This window comes from Paenibacillus sp. 1001270B_150601_E10 (genome assembly GCF_015558675.1).
Lineage (GTDB): Bacteria > Bacillota > Bacilli > Paenibacillales > Paenibacillaceae > Paenibacillus_B.
Genome location: NZ_JADMOL010000006.1, coordinates 187,144 through 201,155 on the forward strand (window position 1 = coordinate 187,144; position 14,012 = coordinate 201,155).

Here is a 14,012-nt window from a genome sequence, read left to right on the forward strand (position 1 = left end):
CTATACATGAGAAGCCTAATTGCGATGAGCGTCTATACATGAATCCGCTTTTGAACACAAAAAAGAGCTCCCCCAGAGGGATGCCCTATGTTAAAAGTCATTTAGAGCGGATCCTGCTTACATGAAATCTCCACTCATTACAATTCGGTCAGAATACGCGGTCCATGTTCTGTAATTGCGACAGTGTGCTCAAACTGAACACAAATAGAATGATCAATGGTTCTTGCCGTCCATCCGTCACTTTCAATATAGGAATAAGAGTCACCTAATGTTAGCATAGGTTCAATAGCAAGCACCATCCCTTTTTTTAGACGCAATCCTTTACCCTGATGACCATAATGAGGAACAGGAGGCTCTTCCCATAGTTCTCTTCCGATGCCGTGACCCGTAAATTCACGAACATTGCCGTAACCAAGGGGCTTTGCATAGTTATCGATTGCAAAGCCAATATCTCCGAGGCGTTTCCCTTCGATGGCTTGTGCAATGCCCAGGAACAGGCTTTGATGACAGGCTGTCATGAGGTCTTTAATGTCACTAGAAACGTTGCCTACAGCGTAAGTCCAACCAGAGTCTCCATGGAACCCATTATAATTAGCGCCGATATCGATTGTGATCACATCGCCGTCATGCAGTGGAATAGAATCAGGAAAGCCATGGCAAATGACATCATTCTTCGCGGTACAGATCGAGGCTGTAAATCCATGATGCCCCTTGAAACTGGGCACAGCACCTCGGGCGCGTATTTTCTCTTCCACTAGGCGGTCAAGTTCTATCGTAGTTACACCTGGTTTGATGAGTTCACCTAGCATAGCATGGCACTCAGCGACAATTCGTCCCGCTTCTCGCATTATTTCGATTTCTGATTCTGATTTTAATATGACCATTGGTTTAGCTCCTCGCAGTTATTCGTTCATCATTCTCTTTCCTGAGCACGTAATGATAGCGATTTCGGCATTTCGAGCTGCAGAACCTTGTGATCTGGGCACGCTGATATGGAATAAACCAATCCTTGCATTGTATACACTGCTGCAACTCCAGTCGATTCTTCTCCATCGCTTCTAGCAAGCTGATTAATGCTTCCATATATAAACGTCTCAACTGATCTGGTTCATCGATAAATTCGGTATACAGCATAATTTGCTGCTGATCTTCTCTTGTACTGGCATCAAATAACTCATCGGGCTGTGTTAAGCTCCCTTTGTGTGCAATTCCTATTCTTAATTGAACGGCTTGGTACTCATGAAATACTTGATTGACTCGTTGAATGATATCCGTGCTTAGCCCGAGCTTCTGCTGAACAGCATAAGCAATATCCAAAATCAGTTGTTGAAGCTTCTGCTCCAGACTTCCAGACTTCACATCATGGTGTTCAAACTGATTGATCATGGTTAAAAAGAAATTTTCGCGAGATAATGAAGGACTCATGGGTGGGACGCTCCTTGTTCGAATTAAACGGATTAACATACTCAATCCATTTATATCATGGAAACTACAACCAGTCAATTGGATCACGCATGCATGAATCATCAGTGATGAATAATAGCATGCAGTCATGGATCGGATTTTCTCCGTCATTGAACATAACAAAGCCCCGTATCCATTATCCTATCGAGTAGTTAATCCCGTTAATCAAATTTACCTTGTGCGTGCAGCAAGCCAAGCATCCAATTGCTTCTGTACTTCTGTTATGACCTTGTATATGCCGGCTTGTCTAAGCTCCTGATTGAACTTAGGCAGCTCTTTGTCTACATCCAAGCTGCCTGTCATCAGGCCGGGATAATACTTTTCCCATACCATTACAATATTTTGGATTTGAATGGGCATTTGCGTTAAGTCTGGTGTAAAGCCTAATACATTTGATTCCGTTACAGTAGCATTAAATTCGCGAAACTGTTCCCATTTATCAAGCGGTTCAGGCACCTTCCCGCCCATCGTATTCAAAATAAACCAATTGCCTTGTGTAAACTGTACAGCTGAGTAACCGGGTGTGTTATTCAAGTTCGCACTGGCATCGTTGTTATCTTCTTCAGGAGTTATGGGCACCACCTGACCATTATGATCGAGTGAATAATGGATACCCTCTATGCCGTAATTCATCAGATTGCGCACTTCAGGATCCGTATTCAGCAGATTCAGAAACTTTATACACTCGACAGGATGTTTCGTAACTGCGTTAACGGCCATCACACCCCCCCGTACAGACTCTGAGGTTACGACTTTGGGTGTAACAGGATATGCGACGACGCGGTAGCCTCGATCCTTGCTCCAGCTGTTTTCCGATAAAGGACCTCCTCCAGCCCCTTTCCAGAATACTTTATCGCCTCTATTTAAGCCTTGATTATCCCGTAATGCTGCATCCTCATTGATATAACCTTTGATATAGTAGTCTCGAAGCGTATGGAGAACTTGTCTTGCCTCCTTGGTATCGAATATATTTACGACTTGAGGCTTTTCATCGAACGATCGAACCATTAACGGAAGCTTTTTATCGCTAACATATTCATAACCATACAAAGAGAAGAAGTTATTTGAATCTTTATCCAGTTCCATAGGCAGATAGGAAGGCTCCTTCTGCTTGATCATACGAAATAGCGGCTCAAGAGATTCTACAGTCGTATACTTTGAAATATCAAGCTGGTACTTATCTATAAGCTCTTCTGGATACATCCACTGCTCGATGACAGCGAGCTCCTTATTAGTCGGAACACCATAAATGCCCCCGTCTTCCATGCGCATCCCCTGCCAGAAGATAGGATCGATAGTGTCATACATCTCCTTGCCTACGTTGGATAAATAATCATCGAGACGAAGCCAGGCTCCCCGCTGATAATAAGCTACATAATCAGGAGCATAGGCGATGTCGAATGGCGTTCCTGTTGAGACCATCGTATTGAGCCTTTCTTCATACTCCTGCCAGCCAACCTTTAAGTAAGTGACGGTGATGCCGATCTTCTCTGCTAGAAGTTCGTTGAGCTTTTCATTAACCATCTTCAGATCTTTGTCTGGCTCTCCAATCGTGTAGTAGGTCAGATTGACCATGCTGCTGTTTGGTATTCTCCCTTCTCGGCTATCAGTCGAGGATGTACAGCTGCTTATGGACATGGTCATTAACATGGTTAATAGAACCGAAATGACAATTCGACTTGCATCCTTCTGTACGCGCATGTTAGGTCGCCCTTCCATTCCAATATGTCGCCTCCTCTCTGCGCAGATCAGATGGCGATTTGCCGAAATAGCTATGAAAATGCGTGTAAAAATAGTTCAGATTGGAGTATCCTACTGAATGTGCAATACTAGCAATTTTCTCATCGGTAGATTGAATGCGTTCTTGCGCACGAAGCATCCGGTAGGCCATAACATATTCCGAGAATTTCATCTTGGTTTCCTTTAAAAATAACTGTCCAAGATACGTCCCATTCATGCGGAAGCGTTCCGCTACTAATTTTAGCGAGATATTTTGTGCATATTCCATCTTGACCATCATCATGATACGGTTTGTTAATTTGGAAAGGCAATCATAGCGCACGCCAAGCACAGGGTCTGTATCCAGGTTCTCATGCCTCATGCCTTCAAGGCTTCCGTGCAGATCTTCGACGATGATCTTCTCCACAATCGTTTGCAGCTTGACACGATCTACTGGCTTAAGGAGATATTCCTTTGCACCGCACCGAATCGCTTCCCGGGCATATTCGAATTCACCGTAACCGCTTACGAAAATGTATTTCGTCGGAAGGTGCAGCTCATTCAGCTTATGTATCGCATCATAGCCGCGATCCTTGCCAATACACACATCAAAAATCGCCAAGTCAGGCAACAACTCCACGGCCTTCGTAATGGCGCTTTCGTACGTTTCACTCGTTTCTATTCTACTAAACCCATATTCCTTCCAGTTTAATGTATGTTTCATCCCCTCCAAGATTTGCGGCTCATCATCTACAATCAACAGCTTATACATTTGCAAGCACCTCCTTAGGAATGGTTACTGTAATATGAACACCCGCCTCCTCGTTGTTATCGATCATGATGGAGAAGTCTTCTCCATAAAAAAAGAGCAGTCTCGTATACACGTTCCGTAAACCAATGCTTTTAACAGGAGCATGATCGCTTTTGAATAAGGTTCTGCGTATCTCTACCAAGCGATCTTCCGCAATCCACTTCCCGTTATTGGAGAACTCCATTACAAACGCTGTTTCAGTCTCCCAGCCATTCACCACAAACAAATTGAACTCATCATCGGGTTGAAAACCGTGAACAAAGAAGTTTTCCGCCAAGGGCTGCATCCAGAACTTGATCGTTGGCAAAGACATTAATGCCTGATCCACATTCATTTGATAATAGAAACGATCCGGGTACTTAAACTCCATAATTTTTAGATATTTTTGCAAGAGCTCCAATTCGCTTGCGATGTCAAAGTCTTCTTCATACTTCATTATGTCGCGAAATAAACCGCCAAGCGTAGCGATGGCATCAGCAGTATAATCATCATGGTTAACCATAGCTGTTGCACGAATCGCCTCTAATGTATTGTATAGAAAATGCGGATTGATTTGATTTTGAAGCGCTTTCATTTCCGTTTCCTGCTGCTTGATCTTCAATAAGTATTCAGTGCGAATATGCTTGTCCAGTTGATGGATCATGTCATCCAGTTCTTTCGCAATCATGCCATATTCATTCCGTCGATAGCGAGCAGGCGGATCTGATGTGAAGTCAGCCATCTTTACGCGTCCAATTGATCCAATGATACGATGAAGAAACTTGGCATCATCTCTTAGATTATAAATGATGAGCAGCAGCACGCTGATCATCGATGCAAATGCGATAATAAAGATCGACAGCAGAGTGCCTGCATTCTCACGAATCAGCATGGAAAGATCGACAATGCTAATAAAGCGGTATTTGAACTCTGATGATGTATACGTGACATAATACGCTCGATTCAACCCTGTTGTGGAAAGCGTTCCTCGGTTGCGGCCATCCTCTAGTGCCTGCTGATACCATTCCTCTCTAATTGAATCTTCATGAGTAATTGGCAGAATATCCCCCTTATCACTAACAGCAGCAGCTCGATATAAACGATAGTTCTGCATAGCTTTAAATACCCGCTCGCTACTAATTAAGAAACGAACTTCACCAATCTGACGTGAAATTTGATTAGGGTCCAATACTTTTTTATGTACGACAAAACCTTTATGAATCGTTTCTTGAAAGGCATGATCATTGTTCGGTATGTTGAACTGGAAGCTTTTATTCCCATTCGGATCAAATTGTACGATATTGCCATATTGATCGGTATGCAGGCTGATCTGAGTAATAATGCCCTGCCCTCTGTTGTTCAAAAAGATCTTGAGATCATCCGGAAAGGAGATCAGAGGCTGGCTGTAGCTGCTGTGCTGTAGTCTGCTGGTAAGATAGCTTTCTGCGCTATTGCTTAAGAAGCTTCGCACATCTGACATAAGTCCTGTGTTTGAGTAGACTCGCTGCATATAGGCTTCAATTCGGTCTTCATTGTACTGAAGAGTGTTCTCTACTTGAGTAAATGCGCTCAGCGATTCATTTCTAGCATTCTCTACCCACTGATTCAGAAGAACGCCGCAGGTAAGCACTCCTAGTGATAGTCCGATGGAAACGACAAATATCGTATATGCAATGAATTTGCTGCGATAGATTTTAATTTTCAAAAATGAACGCATGCGAGGTCTCCTCTTGCTGGCTGCTAGCCCAACGTGCTTTCTAATTTGACGATATAACGCTTACAATCAAAAATCAATGGAAGCGCTCCATACAGTTTGTGGAATCGAGTAAAGAAAACCCGAACGATAGGTTGCCTACGTTCGGGTTTTAAGGATGTAAAGGAAAAGATTCTCCTACTTGAAATAGGCTTTGATTTGTTCTTCTGCAGCCTGCATGATCTTATCCATGCCAGCAGCCTTTAACTCAGAAACAATTTTAGGTACCATGACTTCAGGGTCAGATGCGCCAGTTGTTAATTCATAACGGTATTTATCCCAGACAGCCTTCGTATTCGCTACTTCTGTCGATAGATCGCCAATATCAAGCGCAAAGCCTAAGCAAGAGGAAGAGGTTGCTTGCTCGTTTAGTTTGCGAACTTGCTCCCACTGATCTTCAGGCGCCCCTTTTGTAACGGCTAGATTGAAGAATGTACCCTGTGTATAAGCTGCCAGCGGCCACGTATCCGTTTTGCGCTCAATAACCTTTTCTCCGTCTACATTAACATAGTCCGAACCTAGCTCGCCAAAGGCTAGCATATTGCGAAGCTTTGGATCTGTGTTAACGAGCTGCAGATATTTCAAGGCTTCTTTTTTGTACTTGGAATTGGCAGATATCGCGTTCAAGGATCCTTGGATGGAGCTTGTCGTGTAAAGCGGACCATAGTTTTGCACCATGTCGTACTTCTCAACACCCTCTGTTATCTGCCAGTTTGCCTCTGCCCCAGGGAAGGCTTGCGCGCTAAAGAACGGACGTGCCTTATCCGCTTCCCCTTTGGTAGGAGCATCTGGATTAATAATGCCATCCTTATACCACTGATGCAGGGTCTTCAGGTTGTTCATAACATCAGGCTGTTCAAGTACCGAGACAACCTTGCGGGATGCATCGTCTGCCTTTACACCGATCGGCTGAAGACCTAGCGTTAGATCATCATAGTTGTTAAAGAAGCCGCTAAAGGCATCCCCTTGGTTTAATGGCAGCGGATAGAAGCCTCTACCCTCGCCTGCCTTCATATCACGGAACGGCTTATCGAGATCCTGCAGCGTCTTGATGCTGTTAAGGTCGATATTGTATTTCTGCACATACTTATCATCGAATACCCAGTACTGCGTTACAGCTGAGTCTTTATAGGTTGGAACGGAATAGATCTTGCCGTCAATCTTTGTGCCGTCCCATACCTGCTCAGGAATGAGCTTGTGCAGGTCAGGAGCATCGCTTTGAATCAGATCGGTGATATCTGCGAATGCACCCATGGAAACCTGTTGGCTGTACTTCGTATTGTTCGTAAACATAATATCAAATGGCTCGCCTGTATTGACAATTGTGTTGATTTTGGTATCCCATTCTCCCCAGTTGGCTACCTTAATGTCAATCTTCACACCGATCTTCTCAGCGGTGTATTCGTTCATTGCAGCAATTGCCTTGTCAAAGTTAGCAGGGACCTGGCCTCCAATTGTCCACCATACTAATGTTGGAATATCGCCACTATCAGCCGTACTGTTCGTGTCAGTCTGGCTGCCCTCTGATGAAGTACTCGAATTCCCGCATGCAGAAAGACTCGTCAACAGAAGTAGTGCAGCGCACATTACGGATAATACCTTCATATACCTTTTCATCAAAAAAAACCTCCTCTTTAATGAGTTCCCCTTGATTTGTCCTTAAAGTGTTATGTCATAATCAGCACCGATCAAAGATGAAGAATCATCCTTTAACGGCACCTACCGTAAGGCCGGAAATAAAGTACTTTTGAAAGAATGGGTATGCAAAGGCCACTGGAAGCACGATAAGGATCGCCACAGCCATACGGGCTGCCTCCTTCGGCATCGTGGCTACTAGCATTGCGTAGCTTACACCCATGCTGGATGCATTTCTAGCAAGCGCATCCGCATTGCTCATCAAGTTATTAAGCAGCGCTTGAAGAGAATAAAGATCCTGGTTCTCAATGTACAGCATGGATTGGAACCAATCGTTCCAATATCCAAAGCAGAGGAACAGGCCAATCGTTGCGATGACGGGCAGCGATATCGGCAGTATGATGGAAAAGAAAATGCGCAGCTGGCTGGCTCCGTCAATCTCTGCCGATTCGATAAGACCATCTGGAATGGTACTCTTAAAGAAGGTCTTGCAAATAATGACGTTAAAGGACGAAACCGCTAGAGGCAGAATAAGCGCCCAAATCGTATCCTTTAACCCAAGCAAATTTGAATTAATGTAGTAGCTGGAAACCAATCCGCCATTAAACACCATCGGGATGAATACAATCCAGGTCATCAATCCATTCAGCTTGTAGTTCTTCTGAGAGAGCACATAACCCATCGAGGTCGTTAACAATATCCCAAGAACCGTTCCTAGTACCGTTACAAATACAGAGACGCCTAGCGCTTTAAGAATCATTGTTCCTTGCTGAGCGATGTACCGGTAGGCTTCACCAGAAAGTGCTGTTGGTATCATGTGATAGCCTGTTTGACGGATCGACTCCTCACTGGATAGGGAGATGGAGAGCACAACCAACACGGGAACGACGCATGCCAGCGAGATGATGATAAAGATCAGATTGAACATGACATTGGTGCTTTTTTTAACCCGGTTGTATTTATCTAGACCATTTTCATATACAGCATGTTTTGCCATTTGGCTTACCTCCTTTACATCATCGCGCTATCCGGATCAACTCTGCGAACGATCCAATTGGCAAATAGAATCGTTGCGCATCCCAATACGGATTGCACGAAAGCAGCGGCGGAAGCCATGCCTACTGTCGCAGTCTTAAGTTGCTTGTAAACGAGCACGTCAATTGTGGTCGTCACATTGAACAGCGAGTTGGAATCTCTTGGAACCTGAAAGAACAATCCGAAATCTGTGTAGAAGATCCGGCCGACAGCGAGGATAAACATCATCACGATGACAAGCTTCATCAGTGGAAGCGTAATATACCGCGCTTGCTGCCATTTGGAAGCGCCATCAATTACGGCCGCTTCATAATACGTGCTGTCGATGCCCGTAATCGTAGCCAAGTATACGACCATTCCGTAGCCTAGGCTTTTCCATACATTCATGAACACTAGGAAGTAAGGCCAATATTTCGGTTCCATGTACCAATTCACGGGGTCTTTTCCGAACTGCAGCAGGAATTGATTGATAATCCCTTTGTCATAGCTTAGAAATGCCCATGCGACTGCAGAAACGACTACCCATGATAGGAAGTAAGGCAAGAACATCATCGTTTGATAGACTTTTCCTGCCTTGCGGCTATGGAGATGGCCGATCATTAAGGCAAAGATTACCGGCAACACGATGCCTAGAATAATAAATATCAGGTTATACCCAAGTGTGTTCCGAATAATGGTCCAAGCATCATTGGATTTAAAGAGGAACTCAAAATTTTTGAACCCGGACCAGGCGCTGTTGAACACATTGCTTAAAAATCCGCCGGTTATTTTGAAGTCTTTAAAGGCGATAATGATACCGAACATCGGAAGAAAGCAGAACAAGATATACCATACTGTAGTTGGCAAAGCTAGTAGGGTCAGCTCTGTATCCTGCTTGCGCCATCTTGAGTGCTGGCGTCTTGGTTTGGATCTCGCATTCATGGAATCACCCCTCTCTTTTACCTTTATTGTAAGGAATGGGGCTCTCCTCTCTCTAGACGAAAAACATGATACTGTAGTCTAAAAACGTTAGGTTTAATAAAAAAATCTGTCATTCGCTGCTAATAATCAGTGGAGTAAAACTGAAAAAGCAAGATATCAAAATAGATCCAGCAGCGGATTGTGATAAAGTGTAATCATATTTAGAATGGATGGATTAATGATTGATCAATCATAAGGAGAGTGTGATGTGACGAGCCATGAGATTAAGGACAGTATGGTGTTTCCGCTGCCTGAGCTTTTTGACATGATGGCGAACCTGGATTACTTAACAAGGGACAAAAATGAATGCATGTACACTGTCAATAACGATACGATCACTAAGGTTATTCCGATTGAAAAACAGCGGTTTTTGGTCCAAATCAGCGCAGTTAAGGATCACCAGATGCACATTCGATTTTTAGATGCAAGACCTACCGAATACCATCATCGTAAGAAGATTGTCGCGTATATTCGTGATTGGTTTGATCTTGATCGAGATGTACGTCCTTTTTATCAGATGGCAAAGACGGATCCACTCCTAAAAGGAACGATTGAAAAAAGCTTTGGATTGCGTGTAATGGGAATCCCTGATCTGTTTGAAGCCCTCTGCTGGGGTGTTATTGGACAGCAAATTAATTTAGCCTTTGCTTACTCCTTAAAGAAGCAATTCGTAGAACGATTTGGCGACCAAGTCAAGTGGGATGGCCATACCTATTGGGTCTTCCCTTCTTTCGAACGGATCGCGCAATTATCGCCAAGCCATTTAACAGATATCAAAATGACGAACAGGAAAAGCGAGTATATTATTAATCTTTCAAAGCTAATGGCAAGCGGAGAATTATCGAAGGAACAGCTCATGAACATGAATATGAAAGAAGCAGAGAAGACGTTGGTAAGCATTCGTGGCATTGGCCCATGGACAGCCAATTATGTTCTGATGCGCTGCCTTCGCTTTCCTTCAGCATTCCCAATCGATGATGTTGGTCTGTTGAATGCCGTTAAAGCCTTGCGAAAGATGGATCGCAAGCCGACAAAAGAAGAACTGTTAGCATTATCGATCCCATGGAAGGACTGGGAGTCGTATGCGACCTTTTACTTATGGCGAGTTCTATATTAATTATAGGAATGAATATCCCTGCAAACGAAAGAACGCCGGCGTCAACCTGTCTTGAACTAGGTTTTCTGCTGGTCATCCTGATTGATTGATCGCTATAAAGCTGTCATTCACACTAAAGTTATTCGTCTGACATTGCATCTTTGAAAGGATGTCTTTTCGCCGTGGTTAATCATGGGATATAATAGAGGTTGATCAGCACTATAAGTGGTAATGAATTCCTATCTCTCAAGCATTCAAACGTTTGCAATGAACCATTTCGTGGAGATGCTCATAAAGCGGTCAAGCTGCATGAACTATCTTGCAAGCCTAGGCACTGACTAGAAGAGTGGTCTAGGTGGTTTGGCTATAGACATTATATCTTTAGCTAGAATCACACTTCTCATGAGATACAAGCTCCAATAACAGGCTCCTGACAATTTACATAACCCTTGTATCCCTTGTATTAATCCCCACTTTAAGGAGGAAATCATCAATGTCTCCAACAACCGAATGGATGACTTTACGGAAAGAACAACGAGAAAAATTGACATGCCCTGTCGATTTAAATGCTTATTTTACCGAAAATGAGATTGCTGGCAAGCCGCTCGCCGTTATGGATATCGGTCCTTGTTCTATTCCATCAGGGCAAATTCTTGTCCGCGACCCGCTGTGTTACCTTAACAATATTAAGGAGCAGCCATATTTCCAAACTGCTCCTGAAGGAACGTATACGACCGAAGTCTGTGTAGTAAAGGGAAATGATGAAGACTGTGCCCGATATGCGGCTGTTCGTCTGCAGTTTACAGATAGTCCTGCTGTACGCTTCGAAGAAGCATTAATTGGACATGAAGATCTCTCTAGTCTCGGTGACGATGAATTTTTTGGCTTCAATGTAGATGCGGGATTAGGAAGCATTTGCGATAAGGAGGTCCATCAAGCCTTTTGTGAATTTCATGCATTATGGCATAAGGAGAACCCGGACAGCAACCTTTACGATAACTACTTTGCCGCCTTATTCGCTGAAAACTATCGTCAGAATCCTGAGCATCAACGAGACGCCGGCGATTGGCTGAATTGGAAGATTCCGAATACGGAATATCACTTGCCGATTTTTCAGAGCGGCTTTGGCGATGGCGCATACCCTGTATATTGGGGCTACAATGAAGCGGGCGATATTTGCCAATTGGTTGTTCAGTTTATTGATATTGCCTTGGCTTATGGTGAACAAGATGAGGATGAAGATTGGGACTAAGCGCACTTATCTTGTAAAGTTACATAGGTATTATCCGTCAGCGGGAGGCCGAATGAAGCGGCTTCTCGCATTTATTTTGATTAATAGCCCATACTGAAACCATGCCTATAAATTTTGCAAAATAACATATAGAAAGAATACAGCATTGCCGCTTGTGGAGGAAACATGAAAAGAAAACGAAAACTTATGCTAATAGGTACAGGGATGGTGATAGTCCTCCTGTTCCTTATCTTTGCGTTGACATCATCTAAGCCTTATCAGTTAGTTATTAACAGTAAATACGTCAATACGGATGTCTTGGTTAAAAATGGTCTGACTCTAGTGCCACTAGATTCATTAGCCGACTTAAACCTTCAATTTGACTGGGATCCTTTTTTGAAGAAAGCAACTGTGGTAAAGCCTGATTCCAGCAAGAAGCTTATTCTTAAGGTTGGAAGCAAGGTGTCTACATTCGGTACTGAGCAAATTATTCTCGATGCTCCTATCGAAATTATTCACGGCAGATTGGTTGTCCCAATCCGCTTGATCAGCGAAGCCTTTAACGCCGATGTGAATTGGATCGACAAGACCATTGTCATCCGAAGTGCTGATCGCAGCAGAGATTATCAGACCCTGTACTATAGCAGCGATCTTGCTGCAGCTAGAAAAATGGCAGTCTCTCTCCCGCCATCAGAGGAGTTGACACTTCAAAACAGCGCGGAGTTGTCCAATTATCGGCTAATCTTTCCTGAGGGAGAAGCGCTTCGATACTATGAATCATTTGGAAATCATATTTGGTACTACGAGATAAAGAATGATGTCAAGCACCTGGTGTGGGAATCGGCAGAACGTTCTACAGGGGAGAAGGTTGAGAATGGAACTAGACCTGCAAAAGAAAGCAGTGAGGTGTACTTTGAGCTCGCTGGTGAACCAGATGTCGTCGAATACGGTAGAATGAAGGAATATGACTCTTATCGGCTTCATGAAGCATTAGGCGAAGATGGCGACGTTATCGCAGGAATGATACATGCAATCCCTAATGAAGTAAGAACCGATATCGCCGAGCGAGCACAACACTGACTTTCATGAGGTTAGAAGTGCTATTTCTCTCCCCTACTTCTTGTTCTTCTATGTCATGTGTACAATGGGCACATCATATTGGATGTATCCACGAAATGATCATGGATTGCTGACATTCCCCATATGAGTAGCAATCTATCGAATGGACATGACGGTGCACCAGAACGTTCATTGATGCTCTTTGCATATTTTGTTCGAATGCTGCAAAGCTCTCTACGACTCTTCAAATCATAATACTTATTGAAAGGAGTACCAACGATATGGAGTGTTACGAACGAATGGAAGCGGTAATCAGCTACTTGGAGGCGAACCTCACGGGAGAATGTCAAGGTGTCGAGCTTGCTAGAATCGCCGGCTGTCCAATCGGGATTTTTCAGCGCATATTCTCCTTCATGCTGGGAATGACGATGTCTGACTACATGAGAAGACGAAGGCTAACACTCGCTGTGGAGGAATTGCAACTTCGCAACGAGAAGGTCATCGATATTGCGCTGAAGTACGGCTATGATTCACACGCGTCCTTTACAAGAGCCTTCAAGGAGCAGCATGGAATCTCGCCTTCCCAAGCACGTGAAGGGCTTCAGGCGCAAGGCTGTTTATCGCGTATCTCCTTTCAACATTCTGATGAGCTTGGTAATGAACAAACCTATCGCATGGAGAAAGGAAGAAGAATCATGTCAAAGCTGACGAAGATCGAGTTTGCAAACTATGGACCGTACAAGATCGTGGGCAAAGAAATTAGAACGGCAATCAGCCCTAATATCCAAACATTTTGGGGGCAATGCTTCGAGGAAGGCATGTACGACAAGTTACTGGCCATGAAGGAACACATTCCAACGGATATTCTGGATGATTATGTTGGATACTTCAGGGAGTATGATAATGCCGATGAAACTTTTAAATATGTGGTTGGCATGTTCATGAATGCTGATGCCCCTGTTCCTGAAGGCTGCGTCGGTTATGATATTCCTGAAACGCTGATTGCGAAAGCGTGGATTCAAGGCGAAGAAGTTGAGATTTACAACAATGCCTACTTTCTTATTACGGAAGCCTTAAAGCAGAATGGCTATGAGGCAGATTGGGAGCAATTCTATTGGTGTGAGGTATATACGGATGCTAGATTCGGCATTCCTAAATCCATAGGTGAAAAATGCTTAACGCTGGATTACTATATGCCTTGTAAAAGAGCAGCTTATCCTGTTGCAGGATCTTGACCCTTCGTTCATACTTTGGCATTTTATGATAAAAA

12 protein-coding genes are annotated in these 14,012 nt (G+C 43.7%); 4 read left to right on the top strand and 8 right to left on the bottom strand.

Annotated features, from left to right (window positions below; translation table 11 throughout):
* Positions 1-137: 137 nt before the first annotated feature.
* From map to I2H74_RS15545, 8 genes are all read right to left on the bottom strand, one after another.
* Positions 138-884 (bottom strand): type I methionyl aminopeptidase, encoded by a 747-nt coding sequence (gene map, locus I2H74_RS15510; protein WP_195575131.1) that lies wholly within the window; start codon positions 882-884, stop codon positions 138-140.
* A 4-nt stretch (positions 885-888) separates the two neighbouring features.
* Positions 889-1,425 (bottom strand): hypothetical protein, encoded by a 537-nt coding sequence (locus I2H74_RS15515; protein ID WP_195575132.1) that lies wholly within the window; start codon positions 1,423-1,425, stop codon positions 889-891.
* A gap of 210 nt (positions 1,426-1,635) precedes the next feature.
* Positions 1,636-3,183, bottom strand: a complete 1,548-nt coding sequence (locus I2H74_RS15520) for an ABC transporter substrate-binding protein (protein WP_229106723.1) — start codon at positions 3,181-3,183, stop codon at positions 1,636-1,638.
* Positions 3,167-3,955 carry a response regulator transcription factor gene (locus tag I2H74_RS15525; protein ID WP_195575133.1) on the bottom strand — a complete coding sequence of 263 codons (789 nt, stop codon included), beginning with the start codon at positions 3,953-3,955 and terminating at the stop codon, positions 3,167-3,169. Before I2H74_RS15525 ends, I2H74_RS15520 begins: the two co-directional genes overlap by 17 nt.
* Positions 3,948-5,690, bottom strand: coding sequence for a sensor histidine kinase (locus tag I2H74_RS15530; RefSeq protein ID WP_195575134.1), 1,743 nt, complete (start codon positions 5,688-5,690; stop codon positions 3,948-3,950). The genes I2H74_RS15525 and I2H74_RS15530 overlap by 8 nt, the downstream gene beginning before the upstream one ends.
* Positions 5,691-5,864: 174 nt before the next feature.
* Complete coding sequence (locus I2H74_RS15535; protein WP_195575135.1) at positions 5,865-7,343, bottom strand: ABC transporter substrate-binding protein; 1,479 nt, start codon at positions 7,341-7,343, stop codon at positions 5,865-5,867.
* Positions 7,344-7,428: 85 nt separating this feature from the next.
* Positions 7,429-8,358: a carbohydrate ABC transporter permease gene (locus tag I2H74_RS15540; protein WP_195575136.1), complete on the bottom strand. Its 930-nt coding sequence runs from the start codon at positions 8,356-8,358 to the stop codon at positions 7,429-7,431.
* Between the two features lie 14 nt (positions 8,359-8,372).
* A complete protein-coding gene (locus I2H74_RS15545; protein WP_195575137.1) occupies positions 8,373-9,317 on the bottom strand; it encodes an ABC transporter permease in 945 nt (314 codons plus the stop codon).
* A gap of 247 nt (positions 9,318-9,564) precedes the next feature.
* Between I2H74_RS15545 and I2H74_RS15550 the strand changes: the two genes are divergently transcribed.
* From I2H74_RS15550 to I2H74_RS15565, 4 genes are all read left to right on the top strand, one after another.
* Complete coding sequence (locus tag I2H74_RS15550; RefSeq protein WP_195575138.1) at positions 9,565-10,473, top strand: DNA-3-methyladenine glycosylase 2; 909 nt, start codon at positions 9,565-9,567, stop codon at positions 10,471-10,473.
* Positions 10,474-10,945: 472 nt separating this feature from the next.
* A complete protein-coding gene (locus I2H74_RS15555) occupies positions 10,946-11,704 on the top strand; it encodes a DUF4241 domain-containing protein (protein WP_195575139.1) in 759 nt (252 codons plus the stop codon).
* 165 nt (positions 11,705-11,869) lie between these two features.
* Positions 11,870-12,763, top strand: coding sequence for a copper amine oxidase N-terminal domain-containing protein (locus I2H74_RS15560; RefSeq protein ID WP_229106724.1), 894 nt, complete (start codon positions 11,870-11,872; stop codon positions 12,761-12,763).
* A gap of 260 nt (positions 12,764-13,023) precedes the next feature.
* A complete protein-coding gene (locus I2H74_RS15565; RefSeq protein ID WP_195575141.1) occupies positions 13,024-13,977 on the top strand; it encodes an AraC family transcriptional regulator in 954 nt (317 codons plus the stop codon).
* Positions 13,978-14,012 lie beyond the last annotated feature (35 nt).